We start from the raw sequence: 16,555 nt of genomic DNA on the forward strand, positions 1-16,555 counted from the left end.
GCCGCAAACGCAGCCGGCCCGGACGCAGTGGTCAATGGAGCAGCATCACTTGAGGTCGAAGCGGTCCAGCTCCATGACCTTCACCCAGGCCGCCACGAAGTCGTTGACGAACTTCTCCCTGGCGTCGTCGCTCGCGTAGACCTCGGACATCGCCCTGAGCTGGGAGTTGGAGCCGAACACCAGGTCCACCGGGGTGGCGGTCCACTTCAGCTCGCCGGTAGCGACGTCTGTGATCTCGTAGACGTTCTCCTCGTTCTCCGAGGCTTTCCACTTGGTGCCGGGGGAGAGCAGGTTGACGAAGAAGTCGTTCGTCAGGACCTGCGGCCGGTCCGTGAGGACGCCGTGCTTGGAGCCGCCGATGTTGGTGCCGAGGGCGCGCATGCCGCCAACGAGCGCTGTCATCTCCGGTGCGGACAGGTCCAGCAGGTACGCCTTGTCCAGCAGGAGGGTCTCCGGCTGGAGCTTCTCGCCGGGGCGCACATAGTTGCGGAACCCGTCAGCCCGCGGCTTCAGGTACTGGAACTGCTCGACGTCGGTCTGGTCCTGGGCGGCATCGGTGCGTCCCGGACGGAACGGCACGGTGACGGGGAAGCCGGCGTCGCCCGCCGCCTTCTCCACCGCGGCGCAGCCGCCGAGGACGATCAGGTCCGCCAGCGAGACCTTCTTGCCCCCGGACTGGGACGAATTGAACTCCTGCTGCACGCGCTCGATGGCCTGCAACGCCGTCGAAAGCTGCCCAGGTTCGTTGACCTCCCAACTGCGCTGCGGCTCCAGCCGGATCCGGGCACCGTTGGCGCCGCCGCGCCGGTCCGTCTTGCGGAAGGTGGAGGCAGCAGCCCATGCCGTGGTGGCCAGTTGGGAGACGGACAGGCCCGAGTCCAGGAGCGATGCCTTGAGCGAGGCGATGTCCTGCTCGCCAATCAGTTCGTGGTCGACGGCGGGAACGGGGTCCTGCCAGAGCTGGGCTTCCGGGACCCACGGTCCCAGCATGTGCGGGCCCACGGGACCCATGTCGCGGTGCAGCAGTTTGTACCAGGCCTTGGCGAAGGCGAGCTGGAACTCGTCCGGGTTCTTCAGGAAACGCTGCCCGATTTCCTCATAGACGGGATCGAAGCGGAGCGACAGGTCGGTTGTCAGCATGGTGGGCCGGTGCTTTTTCGCGGGGTCGTGCGCGTCGGGGATGATCTCCGGGGCGTCCTTGGCAACCCACTGGTGGGCGCCGGCGGGGCTCTTGACCAGCTCCCACTCGTACTCGAACAGGATCTCCAGGAAGCGGTTGCTCCACTGGGTGGGCACGTCCGTCCAGGTGACTTCCAGGCCGGAGGTGATCGTGTCGCCACCCTTGCCGCTGCCATAGGTGCTGAGCCAGCCAAGGCCCTGCGCTTCAAGGTCGGCGCCTTCGGGTTCGGGACCTACGTGAGCATCGGCGTCGCCGGCTCCATGGGTCTTGCCGAACGTGTGGCCGCCCGCGATCAGGGCAAACGTCTCTTCATCGTTCATGGCCATCCGCTTGAACGTCTCACGGATGAACGCTGCGGCGAGCTTGGGATCCGGATTGCCCATGGGCCCTTCGGGGTTGACGTAGATCAGCCCCATTTCCGTGGAGCCGACTTCCTCCGACATCTGGCCCTCGCCGATGTAGCGTTCGTCGCCGAGCCAGGTGTCCTCCGGTCCCCAGAAGATCTCCTCCGGCTCCCACACGTCCTCGCGGCCGAAGGCGAAGCCGAACGTTTTGAAGCCCATGGACTCCAGGGCGACGTTGCCGGCGAGGACCAGCAGGTCCGCCCAGGAGAGTTTCTGGCCGTACTTCTGCTTGACCGGCCACAGCAGCCGCCTGGCCTTGTCCAGGTTGGCGTTGTCCGGCCAGCTGTTGAGGGGCGCGAACCGCTGGCTGCCGTCCCCGGCGCCGCCGCGGCCGTCGTGGACGCGGTACGTGCCGGCAGCGTGCCAGCTCAGGCGGATCATCAGGCCGCCGTAGTGGCCGAAGTCAGCGGGCCACCAGTCCTGGGAGGTGGTGAGGACCTCGGTGATGTCCTGCTTCAGTGCCTCGACGTCGAGCTTCTGGAACTCCTCGCGGTAGCTGAAGCCCGGGCCGAGCGGGTTGCCCTTGGGGTGGTTGGCGTGAAGCACGGAGAGGTCCAGCTGGTTGGGCCACCAGTCCGCAACGGTGCGCGGCCGGTGCCCCTTGGGCTGGGGCGAATCAATGGCCGGGTTTTCGCTCTCGCTGCCGTGCGAGGTCACGCTGCCATGGTCCACCGGGCATCCGCCCTCGACCTTGCTGTCCAGGCCTTGGGCACTTCCGGGAGTGGGTATCGGAGGGTGTTCCGGACGATCGGTCATGTGCTTCCTTCCATCGGGCCGAGGCCGTGGAGCGGACTCGGGCGGCCGGTTCAACCTTCCCATTTGATCATGGACTGGCCGCCCGGGGGAGGGGCCGTTTGCCATAAGAGAACAGGCTGGATTGCCGAGGCATCCGGCCAGCTTCAGCTCCTGTTGAGCGGGCTGCCTAATGCGCTGCGCCGAGCTCGATCAGCAGGACCCCGCCGATGATGAGTCCGAGCCCCAGCATCATGACGGGGGTGATTGTCTCCTTGAAGAAGACACGGCTGGCCAGGGCCGTCAGGGCGACGCCGGCCGCGGCCCAGATGCCGTAGGCCACCCCGAGGTTCATGCCCTGTTGGAGGGTCAGCGTCAGGAGGGTGAACGCCAGGAAATATCCGACGGCGACAGGCACGTACCAGCGCCGCTTACCGGTGGACGCGACCCGCAGCAAAAGGGTGGCGGTCACCTCGGTAAGGATTGCGGCCGACAGCAACAGCCACATCATGAGCGGACCACTTCTTTTGCGGGTTCTGCTGCCGGTTCCTTGTGTGACCCGAGTTCAACACACAGCACGCCGCCGATCACCATGGCGACGCCGACCATCATCACGGGCGTCAGCGCTTCACCAAAGAGGAGGGCAGCCAGCAGCACGGTGAGTGTCACTCCCAGCGCAGCCCAGATCCCATAGGCGACGCCAAGGCCGAGGCCTTTGCGGAGGACTCCGGCGAGGATAGCGAAGGACGCGGAATAGCCGAGGACCACCACGATGAAGAAAGCAGGATTATCAAGGGCCGCTTTCAGGGAGAGGGACGCCGTCACCTCACTCAGGATGGCACCGGCGAGAAGAATCCACTTCATGAAAACAGTCCTTGAATGTCGTTGGGGCTTGGTCCCCGTGGGTGCAACCGCAGGAGTGCTGCTGGTGTTCCCGGGCTTCCCACCGCCGAGAACGCTGGGGAGGCCCGGGACGGCTGGTTACGCCTGCGGGACCAGCTCCAAACCGGCAACTGCGGAGCTTCCGAGGTCACTCCCTGCAAGGGCCTGATTCGCAGCCAGGGCACTGGTCCAGGTGTCAGTATCCGCTACTGCTGCCCAGTTCGAGTTCAGCAGCGCGAGCAGCGTGGTGTGCACGGTCTTCGCATCGGCGGAGCCTGCGTGGTTGGCGAGGTTGATGGCGCCGGTGGCATCGGAGAGGACCTCGGTGGTGAAGCCAAGGAACTCTGCCTCCACGGCGGAGGCGAGCACGCAGTTGTTGGTCATGTAGCCGGCCAAGGTGACCGTGTCGACGTCGTGCTTCCGCAGCCATTCGGCGAGGTCCGTGCCTGCGTAGACGGAACCGTACTGTTTGACCAGCTGCTTCCATTCACCGGTTTTACGGCCCTCAACCTCGGGGTGCAGCTCGAACCCGGGTGTGCCCGGGGCAAACACGGGTGCACCAACGCCCGCGGAGTGCTGGATCACGGCAACCGGAATGCCTGCGGCAGTGGCGGCGTCAATTGCCCTGGCAATCGTGGGCAGGGACTCCTGATGCGGCGGGTACTGGATCTCGAGGGGTCCGCTGAAGTACTGCTGCTGCACGTCAATGAGGATGAGGGCGCGGCGGGGGGTGCTCATAATCTTGTTCTCCCTGGTGTTTCTCTCGGCTGCCTGCTGGCAGCTTTTCCAGTCTTCCCGTCGCGGGCGCAGGCCAACAGTGGCACGAAGGCGGATATACGATGGATTCGGGCCAAGCTGTTGGGAGGGGCAGGATGAGGATCGCGGTCTATGCGTTCGATGGGGCAACGATGTTTCACCTTGCCGTTCCGCAGATGGTTTTTGACGAGGTTGCCCGGCAGGGCCTTGCCGGCTGGAAGACGGTTCTCTTTTCTGACCAGGCAGGCGAGGTCACCACCGCTGAGGGCTACCGGCTGGGCGAGGTGGAAGGGCCGGAGGCCGCGGAGGCGGCGGACGTTGTGGTGGTGCCTTCATGGTTCGACGACGGGCGCCTCCCCAGTGATTCGCTGCGGCAGGTGCTCCAAGACGCGCACGGGCGTGGCGCGCCGATTCTGGGGCTGTGCCTTGGCGCGATCCCCGTGGCCGACGCCGGCTTGCTCGCTGGGCGTCGGGCGGTCACGCACTGGCAGGCGTTCGATGCCCTTGCCGGACGGCACCCTGATATCGCCCTGGACCAGTCCGTGCTCTACATCGACCACGGCGACGTGCTGACCTCGGCCGGAACCGCCTCCGCGCTGGACGCGTGCCTGCACCTGGTGCGGGCCCGGCTCGGGGCGGAGGCGGCGAACCAGGTGGCACGCAGCCTGGTCATCGCACCGCACCGGGAGGGCGGGCAGGCGCAGTACATCGAGCGTCCTGTTCCTTCCCGCTCCACCGACGATCCGATCTCGCGCCTGCTGGAATGGGCCCTGGGCCGCCTGGGTGAACCCCTGACCATTGACCTGCTAGCGGCGCAGGCGCACCTGAGCCGGCGGACTTTCGTCCGTTCCTTCCGGGCAGCAACAGGAACGACGCCCGCCGCCTGGATCCGGGCCCGCCGCCTTGACGCAGCCCGGCGGCTGCTCGAAACCACGGACCTGTCCATCGAACAGGTCGCGGCGGACTGCGGCTTCGGGAACGCCGTCACCCTCCGGCAGAACTTCGCGGCCGCCTTTTCGACGACGCCAACGGAGTACCGGCGGCAGTTTGATACCCGGGCTAGTTAGCACCTCGCTTTTCACACGGCGTTTAGCCGCGGTCCCGGGCCATGGCCGCTTCCGTATTCCGGGTTCCGGTTGCTGCTCCGTGGGGTGACGCTTCGTCGATTTCGGCGAGGTCCTCCGGTGTGAGCTCGACGTCCGCTGCGGCCGCGTTCTCTTCCACCCGATGGGTCTTGGTGGTCCCTGGGATGGGGGTGGTGCCATTGTGGATCACCCAGGCAAGCGCGAGCTGCGCCGGTGTGATGCCCTTGCGCCCGGCGAGCGTCCGCAGCACGTCGACGATCCGGAGGTTGGCCTCGATGGCTGAGTCCGAGAATCGGGGCAGGTTCCTGCGGGCATCGCCTTCCGGCAGGTCGTCCTTCCTGGTGATTGTCCCGCCGAGGAAGCCCCGGCCCAGCGGTGAGAAGGGAACAAACCCGATGCCGAGTTCACGTGCGGTATCAAGGACGCCGTTGTGCTCCGCGTCCCGCTCGAACAGGCTGTATTCCGACTGGATGGCAGTGATCGGGAACGTCGCGTGGGCCTTTCTCAGGGTTTCGGCGGAAGTTTCAGATACGCCGATGTAACGGACCTTTCCGGACTCTACCGCCTGCCCCATCGCCCCGATCGTTTCCTCGATCGGTGTAGCCGGGTCGACGCGGTGCAGGTACCAGAGATCGATATGGTCGGTTCCCAAATGGCGAAGGGACCGGTCGAGTGCCCTGCGTGCGTACTCAGGGGAACCGTTCGGCCCATGAGGCGTCCCGTCGTCGTCGAACTCAATGGCGAACTTCGTTGCAATGCCCACGCGATCGCGGTCTCCGCCAAGCGCCTTCCCCAGCAATTGCTCATTGGCGAAGGGCCCATAGGCCTCTGCAGTGTCGAACATGGTCACTCCGAGGTCCAGCGCACGGCGGATGGTCCTGATCGATTCGTTCTCCGTGGCACCGCCGTAGAAGGCGCTCATGCCCATACATCCAAGTCCCATGACTGAGCTGGTCAGGCCCTGCGAGCCCAGTGCAACCTGTTTCATATGCTGTCCTCCAAACACAAGCTCCGGAACATCCGGGTGCATCCAGCGTCGATGCTGGTGTGCACACCATGTCAAATGCGAAACTTGGAAGCATGCCTTCCCTGACACCGGCCGGACCCGATGCTGGCCTCACGATCAGTGAGGCTGCAGATGCCCTCGGCATCACCGTTGACACCATTCGCTATTACGAGAAGGAAGGGATCGCCCCCGCGCCGGAGAGAGGCCCGAGCGGATGGCGCCGGTACGATCCTTCCACCATGAGCTGGCTCGCGGGCGTGCTCATGCTTCGCGGTACCGGCATGAATATCCAACAGATGCGCGACTATGCCGCCGCATACCAGGCCGGGGCATCCACCGAAGACCGGCTGGCACTGCTTGAACAGCACCACGCAGCCGTTCTTGAACGTCTAGCCGGCGTGCACCTGCACCTCAGTGCCCTGGAACGGAAAATCGATGCCTACAGGGAAGCCATCCACTCAGGCGCGCAGGTGCCAAGCCCTTAGCTCCGTCAGTCACGCCGAGGTCCTTGCCGCAGCTCCACCGACAGCAAGTCCTCGGTGGTGTAGCCAGGCTCCGCGTGCACCGAGAACACGAGGGAGTGCGGGTCCTTGATCCGTGCTTCCGCCGGTATGGCGTACTCAGTTACTTCGTGTCCGTGGTCGACATCGGTGTGCAGTACCTTCGCCAGCGGTGCGCCGTTCAGGGTGAGCCGCTGGCGGCGTCCCGGATTCCGCCGGATCTTGACCCTGAGGCACACTGCGTCGGTACCGGGGTCCTTGAGGATGTAGGAGAACCAGCCCGTTGCGGTCCGCCAGTGCAGTCCGTCTTGTCCACCGGCCTTTGTGCCTTCGCCGGCGAAGGAATGGTCAGCTTCGGGCTGCTGCTCGCCTGCCGTGACGGCGTCGACGACGGCTTCCATGTCCGCTGCGTCTGCGTCCATCGCGGCGAGTTCGGCAGCTCGCGCGGAGGGAACGGGGCCGGTTGGCCAGTAGACCGTGTAGCGCTCGTCGTGGATCCCCGCGAACGGTTCGAGCCGGACCCGGACGGGAGAACCACCCTGGGTGGCGGTGAGTTCCGCGGAAAGCGCTTCGCGGCTGACCATAACGACGGCGTCTGCCGGCTCTTGCGCGGAGACCACCGGGGCATGTGCCAGCGCCAGTTGGTGGCCGCTGGCAACATGGCCCATGCGTTCGTCGGGTGCTTCGAAGCTTCTTATGCCTGCGTTCCCTTCCCTGGCGGCAAGGACCACAGGTCCGTACAGGAAGGACACCCACGGCGAGCCGTCCGGAAGGGCTTCGGCCCGGACTTCAGCGCGGAGCCTGATGGAAACTGTGGTGGCGCCCTCCCAGACGCGCCGGATGAGTACGGGATGGCCGTCGTCGGCGGTTCCAGCCTGTGGGGGAACACCCCCGTCGCCCTGGGGCACTCGGACTTCCATATCGGTTGCCCACGCCGGGCGCCGAAGCCGCAGGGTGAACTCTGTGGGGGTGTCCGCGGTGACGGTCAGTGTGGCGACGTCCGAGTGCGGGAAATCTGTCTTCAGTTGAACGTGTATCCCGCGCTCGGTCCAGTCCAGGGTGGATGGAATGTAGAGGTTGACCGCCAGGGTGTGGCCGCTGTGGCTATAGATAAGTTCTCCATAGCTCGCGTGGTTCTCCATCCCGGAGCCCACGCAGCACCACATTGATTCGTGGACTGTTGAGTACACGCGGTAGTGGGACGGCCGCATGGGAGTGAAGTACACGAAGCCGCCCCGCTCCGGGTGCTGGGAGGAGAGGATGTGGTTGAAGGTGGCGCGCTCGTAGAACTCCACCGCCGCCGGATCGCCGGTCCGTTCGAAGCGAAGCTTGGCGAGCTTCAGCATGTTGTACGTGTTGCAGGTTTCCGGGCCCTGGACGTCCAGGACCATGGGGGTGAAGTCCCGCGACGGATGGAAATGCTCCCGGACGCTGTTCCCGCCGATTGACACGGTCCGTTGCCTGGTGACGACATCCCAGAAGTGATCGGATGCCTTGACGTAGCGCGCGTCCCCGGTCGCCTGGGCAAACCGTTCGTAACCAAGCACCTTGGGAATCTGCGTGTTGGCGTGAAGCCCGTCCAGCCGGTCGTCACCCGCAGCCAGCGGGTCGAGGATTGCCCGGTGCGAGAACCTGCGGGCCTCGCGCAGGTAGTCTTCACGGCCCGTCAGCTCGGCAAGGGACGTCCAGGTGTCGTTCATGCCGCCGAACTCTGTGGTGAGCACCTCCTCGAAGGAGTCGTCGCCCAGATGGCGAGAGACTGTGAGCCACCAGTCCGCCAGCCGGGTGAGTACCGTCAGGGCTTTCTCGGAGCTGGCATGGGTGTACGCGTCCAGGAGGCCGGCAAAGGTCTTGTGCAGGTTGTAGAGCGGGACCCACCGGCCATTGAGCGTGAAGAGATCAGCGTCGATGTTCCCGGCAGCCAGTTCTTCGCCGAGCCGGCGGCCGCCGGACATGCCACCGAGGTAGCCGTTTCCGGCTGCAGCCTGGCATTGTTCCAGGACCTCCACAACGTACTGCACCCGTTCGAGCAGCCGGACGTCGCCGGTGGCGGCGAAGAGCCGGGAGCAGGCGGACAGGTAATGCCCGCCGATGTGCCCGCCCATGCCGTCGGATTCCCAGCCGCCGTAGGGTTCCGCTGCCGCACCAAGTCCCGCTTCCTGCAGGTACGGCGCGCAGAGACGGTCGGCGTCGAGCTCGAGGACATACCGGACGTCAACGTCCTGCGCGGTCTTGAATTGGCCGGGCAGCAGCCGGATCCGGTCCAAGGGAAAGGACGACGGCGGCAGTTGCGTGATTGCCGGGGGACTGGTGAGGTGCATGGTTGCTTTCTTGGGTTGCTTCGGCGGCGTAGGAGGACGTGTGCGCTCAGCCCTTGACGGCGCCGGCTACGAGGCCGCGCACGTAGTACCGCTGGACTAGCGCGTACAGGATGATGCAGGGAATCATGAGCAGGACGGCCCCCGCGATGACATAGCCGTGGTTCACCACGCCGAACGCGCCGGAGGCGAGGTTCTGGACGGCTACGGGCAGGGTGAACAGTTCCTGTTTGGTGAGGAACGTCAACGCGCCCAGGAAGTCCCCCCATCCGCCGAGGAAGGCGAAAAGGAACACCGTTACTGCGCCCGGAACGATCATGGGCCGCAGCACGGAAAGCAGGATCCTCAGTGGACCGGCACCATCAATCCGTGCTGCTTCCACCACTTCCCTGGGGATCTGGGCGAATGAGTTCCGCATCAGGAAGACGCCGAAGGGCAGGTTGAAGGTTATGTGGAAGACGATGATCCCGGCCAGTGAGTCTGTGAGGCCGAGCGCGTTCATCTCCAGGAAGAGCGGGGTCAGGATGGCCTGGAACGGGACCATCATGGTCAGCAGGATGAGCGCGAATGCTACGTTCGACCCCTTGAACGGGAAGTTCACCAGGGCGTAGGCGGCCAGGGTGGTGATGATGACGCTGAACACGGCGGCGCCCAGGGCAATGGCCAGGCTGTTCCAGATGTAGGACCCTGCCCCAATATTGGCAATGAGCCCCGTGTAGTTTTCGAAGGTCAGGTTGTCGAATGACTGTTCCGATGACGGGGCCGCGATCTGGGATCCCGGCTGCAGGGACCGGAAAAAGGACCACGCCACCGGGGTAACAAAGGCGATGCATACTGCCGAGCCGATGACCGCATAGATGGCGGTCCTCAACCGGGCAGCTGTCCGTGCCCGGGCGGCAGTTGGGGGTGTGGTGGGGCGGGGCTTGTGCTGCGTCACCTGCGGCGGCGCTTCGACGGACGTTGTCATGGCATCTCCTGTTCGGGGCTGGGCCAAAGAAGTGGGTGGGTCAGTCCTCGCGCATGACGCGGAACTGGATGAGCGTGAGGATCGCCGCGATGATGACCACCACGAAGGACAGGGCGGTTGCGTATCCCACCTGCAGGTCGCCGAAGGCTTTGTTGTAGACGTAGAGCATCACTGTCAGGGTGCCGGTTCCCGGGCCGCCGCCGGTGATGATGAAGAACTGGGTGAAGGCCAGGATGGCCCCGATGAATCCCATGACCGTCAGGAGCCCCAGGTAGCGCTTGACCAGCGGCACCGTCACCTGGAATTCCTGCTGCCACCGTCCAGCGCCGTCGATCTGCGCCGATTCGTACAGTTCGTCCGGAATGCCCTGCATGCCGGACATGAGGATGATCATGGCGAACCCGGACCCCACGTAGGCGCCCAGCAGGACTATCAGGACCGTGGCGCTGGTTGCGTCCAGAAGCCAGGGAGTAGGCGCAGAGGTGATGCCGAGCCCCAGCAGGATCTGGTCCAGCACGCCGCTGTCCGGCCGGAACTCCAGCAGGGCCACGAAGCTGAATGACGTGATGCCGATGACGTACGGAAGGAATACGGCGGTGCGGATGAGCCCGGCACCTCTCCGGTTGGAGCGGACCAGTACGGCGAGCAGGTAGCCGACCACCACCCCCAGCACGGTGGAGACCACCGCAAAAAAGAGCGTGTAGAGGATGGATTGCCAGAAAGTGGTGTCGGTGAAGGCGGTGAGGTAGTTTTCGACGCCGGTGAACTCAACGTCGCCAACGAGCGGCCAGTTGGTCAGCGAGATGACCACCGCGAACAGCAGCGGAAAGATGACAAAGGCGACGACGAGGAGCATGGCCGGCGCGAGCATGAGCATCCCGGTATAGGAATCGCGGCGCGAGGCAGGCCTCGCCGCGCGCGTGCGCTTGTCCCGGCTGAGCGAGGGGGTTGTTGTGGTCATGCCTGGTTCACCTTCAAAACTCGGGCGGTTTCCTGATGCCCGCGGTAGAGGACGTCCTCCATCGCCTCCTGGCCGAAAACTGCTTCGCGGAACATCGCAAGCCACGGTGACTGTACGGTGTTGGTGAGCTGTGTGTAGAGCGTTGTGGGAGCGGCGAACCCGTCGTTCATCCGTTCCATGCCCGGGACCATCAGCGGGAATTTCTCGCTGAAATCGGTATTCAGGATGTCGCTGCGGACCGGGTACCAGCCCAGCCCCGCCAGTTCCGACTGCTGTTCGAGTTCACCCACGAAGCGGATGAAGTCCCACGCCGCCTCAGGGTTGGGGGCACCTCGGGGGATGGACAGCACCGCACCGCCGGAAAACTGGGAAAAGTTTCCGTCCGGCCCGGGAAATGCACTGACGCCGAGCTTGTCCAGGAACTCCGGCTTGGCACTGCCGACCACCAGGTCGTAGGAACCCGGAAACAGTCCCACGGTTCCGGCGAGGAAGTCCTGGCCCCAGGCCGCTCCGGAATCTGCTGCAGCCCCTGGTTGGGAGAGACCCTTCCTGTGGAGTTCCCGGTAAAGTTCCAGGGTCCGGCGGAGCGGGTCATTGCCCAGCACTGCTGCCTGTTGTTGGCCCAATGGCCCGTCGTAGAAAGGGCTCTGGTCTGCCCAGAAGTGCGGCTGGATGACGTAGCCCAGGATACCGGCGGAGTTGCCGGTGAAGGTCACTCCGGAGACGCCGTCGATCCCCTGCAGGGCCGTGGCATGCTCCAGGTACTCCGCGAAGTTACCGGGCCCTTTCTCAGGGTCCAGGCCGGCCTTAACGTAGAGCTCTTTGTTCCAAAACAGCTGCGAGACGTTGGAAAGTGCCGGCAGCCCGTAGATCTTTCCCTCGTAGGAGGCCACGTCCAGGAGCGGCTTGTTGAGGTGCGCGGCGTAGGGGAGTTCCGTCACCAGGGAGGTGAGGTCCGTGAAGGCTTCCCTGGTGGTGAAAACCGGACTGGTGACGGAATCGGGGGCCACAACGTCGGGAACGGCGCCGCTCCGGATGGAGGTGGCGAGCTTCGTTGTCATCTGCCCCTCCGGCAGCACGGTGAGCTGGATTCGCACTGCCTGCTGGGCCTGGTGGTATTTGTCCACAATGAGCTGCGCCGGTTTGAACGCCGTGCTTCGGCACCAGAACCGGATGGTGCCTGAAGGGTTTTTTCCGAAGCCGGCGGCCGTGACGTTGGCTTCCGGCAGCACCGCCGAACATCCCGTCAGGCCAAGGGCCGCGGCTGCGGCTCCAAGGGTAAGGACGGAACGCCGGCTGGGGCCGCTGATGCCGTCGGAGCGGCGTTTTTGGGCGCGCTGAAGGGAGGGTGGTGGGTACATCATTGTTCCCTCGTGTTCTGTAGGGGGTGAATGGAAGGGGTTAGGTGGAATCGCGCACGATGAGCTGGCAGGGCAGCGCGTCTATCCCGGGCCTGGAATTTCCGGTGATGGCTTCGAGGACGCGTGCTCCTGCCGCGCGGCCCAGTTCTTCGAGGTTCATGTCGATGGTGGTCAGGGCGGGGCGGCTGTTCAGGGCCGCTGCTGCCCAGTTGTCAAAGCCGATGATTGAGACGTCATGGGGCACAACGATGTTTGCCTCGCGCAGGCCGTCGGCTACGCCACGCGCGATTTCGTCGCTGCCGCAGAGCACCATGTCCACGGGTTCCACCCGCTGGCGGAGCATCTGGGCAGCCTGCCTGCCCCACGCCTCGGACCAGTTTCCGTAGAGTGCTCGTTCGCCCACGAGGGTGAGCCCGAAGGTCGGGGCGTGTTCCTGGACGGCCTGGGCGCGGATCCGGGCAGAGTAGTCCTGGCGGGGGCCCGCCACGTAGGCGATGTTCTGATGCCCCAGGTTGGCTGCATGTTCCAGGGCCAGGAGCATGCCCTGGACCTGGTCCACCACCACTGACATGTCTTCGGGGTCTGAAGACTGTCCCATGACATAGACGATCGGCACTGATGTCTTGGAGAGCGGGGCGCGGGGGCCGGTGTGGTTGGTCATGACGACGATTCCGTCGACATTCCGCGAGGCGAGCGTTTCAACGCAGTGGCGCTCGCGGACCAGGTCACCCCGGGAGTTGCTGATGAGCACCGACGCCTGGTCGGGGCCGAATGAATCCTCGAGGCCGTACATCACCGGAATGCTGAAGCGTCCGATGTCATCCGAGGTGACCAGGCCTATGGTGATCACCCCGCCGCTGCTGGTTTCGGCAGGCAGGGTTTCGAAGCCAAGCTTGTGTGCTGCAGCCAGGACCCTGTCCCGGGTATCTTCCCGGAGCTGGCCCCGATTGTTGAGTGCCTTGGAGACCGTGCCAATGGACACGCCCGAAGCGTTGGCGACGTCGGCCAGGGTGACCCGGCGGGAGGGAAAGCTCACGATTCTCCTGACATGGGGGATCTGCTCGCGAAACCAAGCCTATGTTGCTGAAGTTTTCCTGTCAACGGAAATGTTTCTGGATTTTTCCGTATCGGACTGATACGTTTCACAACGTGTAATCCAGGTCACCTCACAGAGGAATGTCCGGACCATCAGGCAACACACTGAGCAAGGAGGCTCCCATGATCAACAGAAGGCATTTCCTCACCACCGTGGCCGTCGGCACCGCATCTGCCGCAGCTTTGGCTGCGTGTGGAACGGGGTCCGGCACCAGCGCTGGAGAGACGGGCTCCGCGGAGAACCCGGTTACCATCAACTACACGTGGTGGGGCAACGATGACCGGGCCGAGCGTACCCGCAAGGCGATCGCGCTGTTCGAGGAGAAGAACCCGGACATCAAGGTCAACGGCAACTTCACCGACTTTGCCGGCTACTGGCAGAAGCGCGCCACCGAGGCTGCCGGCGGCGGGCTGCCGGATGTGATGCAGTGGGACCTGTCCTACCTGCGTGACTACGGCCAGCGCAACCAGCTCCTGGACCTGGGCACCGTGAACATCAACACGGACGCGTTCGAGAAGTCCCTGCTGCCCTCGGGGCAGATCAAGGGCAAGACCTACGGCATCCCCACCAGCACCAACGCGTTCGCTGTCTACTACGACCCCGCCAAGCTGGCGCCCTTGGGCATCGCGGAGCCCACCGGCACATGGACGTACAAGGAGTTCAACGACTTCATGACGGAGGTGGGCGCCAAGAGCAACGGCGCTATTTACGGCGGCGGCGACTACACGTCCGTCTGGTGGATGTTCAACATCTGGCTGCGCCAGAACAATATCGACGCCTTCACCGAGGATGGCAAGCTCGGCTTCACCAAGGATGACCTGAAGAAGTGGTGGAACCAGACCGCGGCCCTGCGCGGCACCCCGGCCATGATTTCCGAAGAGCGCGTCACCCAGCTCGCCCCCAAGTCGCCGTTCAGCTCCAACTCTGCAGCGACCGAGTTTACTTGGGACAACTTCATGGCCGGCTACCTCTCGGACACCGGCGCCAAGGAGCTCAAGCTGGTGCCGCCGCCCTCGGACGACCCGGACAACCTGGGCCTGTTCCTGAAGCCCTCCATGCTGATGGTGGCCAGCGCCAAGACCAAGTACAAGGACGCTGCCGGCCGGTTCATCGACTTCATGGTCAATGACCCCGAGGTTGGCCAGATCTTCAAGACCTCCCGTGGCGTCCCGGCGTCGAAGACCCAGCGTGACGGGACCACCTTCGAAGGTACGGACAAGCTCGTGGTGGATTACGAGAAGTCCATCGAGCAGTACCTCAAGGACGCACCCGAGCCGCCCATTGTCGGCTTCGGCACGCTCGAGGCGTCCTTCAAGCGTGTTGCCTCCGACTTGAACTTTGGCAAGCTGACTGTCGACGGCGCCGCCGACGCATGGTTCAAGGAAGCCGAAGACCTCATCAAGCAGAACGCCTGACCAGGCGCTGATAAAGGGAGGTGGCGGCGCCAACTGGCGAACGGCGCCGCCAAGGCCGGAACTGGGCCGACTAGCAGTGTGAATCCACGCTGGCCAAACGATCGGTAGGCGCCAGCAGGGGGTTGTGGGCCCGTTGACCGGCTCCTACTTTGTTGGCACTCACTCACACAATGGCGTGCGGAGGCCGGAAAATGAGCGAACCGTCCAGGAGGGTAATTCCCGAGCAAGGTGAGTTTGACGAGGAGCCCGGCGAAGGCCGGCCTCCCCGACGGGCAAGCCGTACATGGCTGGTCCGCGGCCTCGGAGTGGCCCTCGGCGTCATCGTCTACTTCCTCCTCAGCGGCTCCGGACTGTCCAACGACGCCCGCGTGGTGGCCGGCGTCGGCACCCTCATGGCGGTCTGGTGGATGACTGAGGCTGTGCCGTTGTCCGTCACGTCGCTGCTGCCCATCGCGTTGATGCCCGTGTTGACGGAACGGACCATTGCCGAGACCACTGCTCCTTACGCCAACCCGATCGTCTTCCTGTTCCTTGGCGGCTTCCTGATCGCGATTGCCATGCAGAAGTGGAACCTCCACCGCAGGATCGCGCTGTTGACCCTGCGGCGCGTGGGAACCCACCCGCGCCAGATCATCCTGGGCCTGATGATCTCCACCGCGTTCCTGTCGATGTGGGTGTCCAACACCGCCACCACGCTGATGATGCTGCCGATTGCCCTGAGCGTGCTGACCCTCGTGGTGGAGAACAGCAAGCATGGCGCGGAAGCCGCCGTCGGTACTGGTGGAAGAGACGTTGGCGAGGAACTCCGGGCCGGCGGGGCTGTCAGTGACCTCATCGAGAACCGCGAAGTGCGCGTCTTCGGCGTCGCCCTGGTCCTCGCGGTGGCATGGTCCGCCACCATCGGCGGGCTGGGAACCCTCCTCGGAAGCCCTCCCAACGCCATTGTGGCCGGCTACATCAGTGACGAACTTGGAAAGACCGTCGGTTTCGCCCAGTGGATGATGCTCGGCGTCCCTATTGTTGTTGTGTTCATCGGGCTGGCGTGGCTGCTCCTCACCCGGATGATTTTCCGGTTCCACCTGGACGAGGTACCCGGCGGCAAGCAGCTCATCAATGACGAGATCGCCGCACTGGGGCCTATGAGCCAGGGCGAGAAAATTGTGCGTGCGGTGTTCGTTGGCGCCGCATTTTTCTGGATTGTGCCGGGACTGCTGTCCAACATCGGCGACCTGGGTGACCAACTGCCCTTCCTGGACATCTTCGACGACACCGTGGTGGCCATCGCGGCCGGTGCCCTGCTGTTCATCATTCCCGGCGACAAGCAGGGGAACATGACCCTCAACTGGAAGGACGCAGAAGAGGGTCTGCCCTGGGGTGTCCTCCTGCTGTTCGGCGGCGGCCTGTCGCTGGCTGCCGCGGTGGCGGGCACCGGCCTGGACGCCTGGTTCGGTGAACGGGTCAGCGGGCCTCGGGGCCCTGCCGATCATTCTCTTGCTGGCCACGGTTGTCCTGATTGTCTTGTTCCTCACCGAGATCACCAGCAACACCGCCACAGCGGCCACCTTCATCCCCATCCTGGGCGGGGTGGCCATCGGCATCGGAATCGACCCCATGGCGCTCCTGATCCCGGCGGCACTGGCGGCAACCTGCGCGTTCATGCTGCCGGTGGGAACACCTCCCAACGCCATCGTCTTCGCAACCGGCAACGTCAAGATCAGCGAGATGGTCCGCGGGGGCATCGTGCTCAACGTGGTGGGCGTCCTCCTGATCACCATCTTCACGGTGCTCATTGGCCCCTTCGCATTGGGCTTGGTGCTCTAGAGAACTTCCCAGCCTCCGGACGTAAACTGACCTTCGCACCACACCTTGTGGACACTGTGTCAGGAGCCGCC

The 16,555-nt window shown here is 64.5% G+C and carries 13 protein-coding genes and 1 pseudogene; 4 read left to right on the top strand and 10 right to left on the bottom strand.

Features of this window, described 5'->3' with window-relative positions:
• Positions 1-45: 45 nt before the first annotated feature.
• The 4 genes from katG to ACKAE7_RS02850 all read right to left on the bottom strand — a co-directional run bounded on the left by katG (position 46) and on the right by ACKAE7_RS02850 (position 3,936).
• Positions 46-2,340 carry a catalase/peroxidase HPI gene (gene katG / locus ACKAE7_RS02835; protein WP_408978460.1) on the bottom strand — a complete coding sequence of 765 codons (2,295 nt, stop codon included), beginning with the start codon at positions 2,338-2,340 and terminating at the stop codon, positions 46-48.
• Positions 2,341-2,506: 166 nt separating this feature from the next.
• The gene (locus ACKAE7_RS02840) at positions 2,507-2,827 is read right to left on the bottom strand and encodes an SMR family transporter (RefSeq protein WP_190612770.1); all 321 of its coding nucleotides are present in this window, start codon (positions 2,825-2,827) and stop codon (positions 2,507-2,509) included.
• Positions 2,824-3,180, bottom strand: a complete 357-nt coding sequence (locus ACKAE7_RS02845; RefSeq protein ID WP_190612771.1) for an SMR family transporter — start codon at positions 3,178-3,180, stop codon at positions 2,824-2,826. The genes ACKAE7_RS02840 and ACKAE7_RS02845 overlap by 4 nt, the downstream gene beginning before the upstream one ends.
• 117 nt (positions 3,181-3,297) lie before the next feature.
• The gene (locus tag ACKAE7_RS02850; protein ID WP_190612772.1) at positions 3,298-3,936 is read right to left on the bottom strand and encodes an isochorismatase family protein; all 639 of its coding nucleotides are present in this window, start codon (positions 3,934-3,936) and stop codon (positions 3,298-3,300) included.
• Positions 3,937-4,070: 134 nt separating this feature from the next.
• On the opposite strand from ACKAE7_RS02850, the gene ACKAE7_RS02855 reads away from it, so the two are divergent.
• Positions 4,071-5,021, top strand: coding sequence for a helix-turn-helix domain-containing protein (locus ACKAE7_RS02855; protein ID WP_190612773.1), 951 nt, complete (start codon positions 4,071-4,073; stop codon positions 5,019-5,021).
• A gap of 22 nt (positions 5,022-5,043) precedes the next feature.
• Here the strand turns inward: ACKAE7_RS02855 and ACKAE7_RS02860 are convergent, their stop codons facing one another.
• A complete protein-coding gene (locus ACKAE7_RS02860) occupies positions 5,044-6,027 on the bottom strand; it encodes an aldo/keto reductase (RefSeq protein WP_190612774.1) in 984 nt (327 codons plus the stop codon).
• A 92-nt stretch (positions 6,028-6,119) separates the two neighbouring features.
• Between ACKAE7_RS02860 and ACKAE7_RS02865 the strand changes: the two genes are divergently transcribed.
• Positions 6,120-6,530 carry a MerR family transcriptional regulator gene (locus ACKAE7_RS02865; RefSeq protein ID WP_408978461.1) on the top strand — a complete coding sequence of 137 codons (411 nt, stop codon included), beginning with the start codon at positions 6,120-6,122 and terminating at the stop codon, positions 6,528-6,530.
• Between the two features lie 5 nt (positions 6,531-6,535).
• Here ACKAE7_RS02865 and ACKAE7_RS02870 read toward each other — a convergent pair whose 3' ends face one another.
• From ACKAE7_RS02870 to ACKAE7_RS02890, 5 genes are read right to left on the bottom strand one after another with little or no spacing between them, the layout of a single operon-like run.
• Complete coding sequence (locus tag ACKAE7_RS02870; RefSeq protein ID WP_408978462.1) at positions 6,536-8,866, bottom strand: beta-L-arabinofuranosidase domain-containing protein; 2,331 nt, start codon at positions 8,864-8,866, stop codon at positions 6,536-6,538.
• Positions 8,867-8,912: 46 nt separating this feature from the next.
• Positions 8,913-9,830: a carbohydrate ABC transporter permease gene (locus tag ACKAE7_RS02875; RefSeq protein ID WP_408978463.1), complete on the bottom strand. Its 918-nt coding sequence runs from the start codon at positions 9,828-9,830 to the stop codon at positions 8,913-8,915.
• A 40-nt stretch (positions 9,831-9,870) separates the two neighbouring features.
• A complete protein-coding gene (locus ACKAE7_RS02880; protein WP_408978464.1) occupies positions 9,871-10,791 on the bottom strand; it encodes a carbohydrate ABC transporter permease in 921 nt (306 codons plus the stop codon).
• Positions 10,788-12,152, bottom strand: coding sequence for an ABC transporter substrate-binding protein (locus ACKAE7_RS02885; RefSeq protein WP_408978465.1), 1,365 nt, complete (start codon positions 12,150-12,152; stop codon positions 10,788-10,790). Before ACKAE7_RS02885 ends, ACKAE7_RS02880 begins: the two co-directional genes overlap by 4 nt.
• A 40-nt stretch (positions 12,153-12,192) precedes the next feature.
• Entirely contained in the window at positions 12,193-13,188 is a 996-nt protein-coding gene (locus ACKAE7_RS02890) for a LacI family DNA-binding transcriptional regulator (RefSeq protein WP_408978466.1), read from the bottom strand.
• 182 nt (positions 13,189-13,370) lie between these two features.
• Here ACKAE7_RS02890 and ACKAE7_RS02895 point away from each other — a divergent pair, with 182 nt between their 5' ends.
• Positions 13,371-14,663 carry an ABC transporter substrate-binding protein gene (locus ACKAE7_RS02895; RefSeq protein ID WP_408978467.1) on the top strand — a complete coding sequence of 431 codons (1,293 nt, stop codon included), beginning with the start codon at positions 13,371-13,373 and terminating at the stop codon, positions 14,661-14,663.
• 191 nt (positions 14,664-14,854) lie between these two features.
• Positions 14,855-16,484 (top strand): annotated as a pseudogene (locus ACKAE7_RS02900) (SLC13 family permease).
• Positions 16,485-16,555: the final 71 nt, after the last annotated feature.

This window comes from Pseudarthrobacter sp. NKDBFgelt (assembly GCF_046097905.1).
Classification (GTDB): Bacteria; Actinomycetota; Actinomycetes; order Actinomycetales; family Micrococcaceae; genus Arthrobacter; species Arthrobacter polychromogenes.

What these genes read in the sequence shown, in the direction of transcription:
- katG (WP_408978460.1), bottom strand. Translation starts at nt 2,340, where the DNA reads ATGACCGATCGTCCGGAACACCCTCCGATACCCACTCCCGGAAGTGCC.
- ACKAE7_RS02840 (WP_190612770.1), bottom strand. Translation starts at nt 2,827, where the DNA reads ATGATGTGGCTGTTGCTGTCGGCCGCAATCCTTACCGAGGTGACCGCC.
- ACKAE7_RS02845 (WP_190612771.1), bottom strand. Translation starts at nt 3,180, where the DNA reads ATGAAGTGGATTCTTCTCGCCGGTGCCATCCTGAGTGAGGTGACGGCG.
- ACKAE7_RS02850 (WP_190612772.1), bottom strand. Translation starts at nt 3,936, where the DNA reads ATGAGCACCCCCCGCCGCGCCCTCATCCTCATTGACGTGCAGCAGCAG.
- ACKAE7_RS02855 (WP_190612773.1), top strand. Translation starts at nt 4,071, where the DNA reads ATGAGGATCGCGGTCTATGCGTTCGATGGGGCAACGATGTTTCACCTT.
- ACKAE7_RS02860 (WP_190612774.1), bottom strand. Translation starts at nt 6,027, where the DNA reads ATGAAACAGGTTGCACTGGGCTCGCAGGGCCTGACCAGCTCAGTCATG.
- ACKAE7_RS02865 (WP_408978461.1), top strand. Translation starts at nt 6,120, where the DNA reads ATGCCTTCCCTGACACCGGCCGGACCCGATGCTGGCCTCACGATCAGT.
- ACKAE7_RS02870 (WP_408978462.1), bottom strand. Translation starts at nt 8,866, where the DNA reads ATGCACCTCACCAGTCCCCCGGCAATCACGCAACTGCCGCCGTCGTCC.
- ACKAE7_RS02875 (WP_408978463.1), bottom strand. Translation starts at nt 9,830, where the DNA reads ATGACAACGTCCGTCGAAGCGCCGCCGCAGGTGACGCAGCACAAGCCC.
- ACKAE7_RS02880 (WP_408978464.1), bottom strand. Translation starts at nt 10,791, where the DNA reads ATGACCACAACAACCCCCTCGCTCAGCCGGGACAAGCGCACGCGCGCG.
- ACKAE7_RS02885 (WP_408978465.1), bottom strand. Translation starts at nt 12,152, where the DNA reads ATGTACCCACCACCCTCCCTTCAGCGCGCCCAAAAACGCCGCTCCGAC.
- ACKAE7_RS02895 (WP_408978467.1), top strand. Translation starts at nt 13,371, where the DNA reads ATGATCAACAGAAGGCATTTCCTCACCACCGTGGCCGTCGGCACCGCA.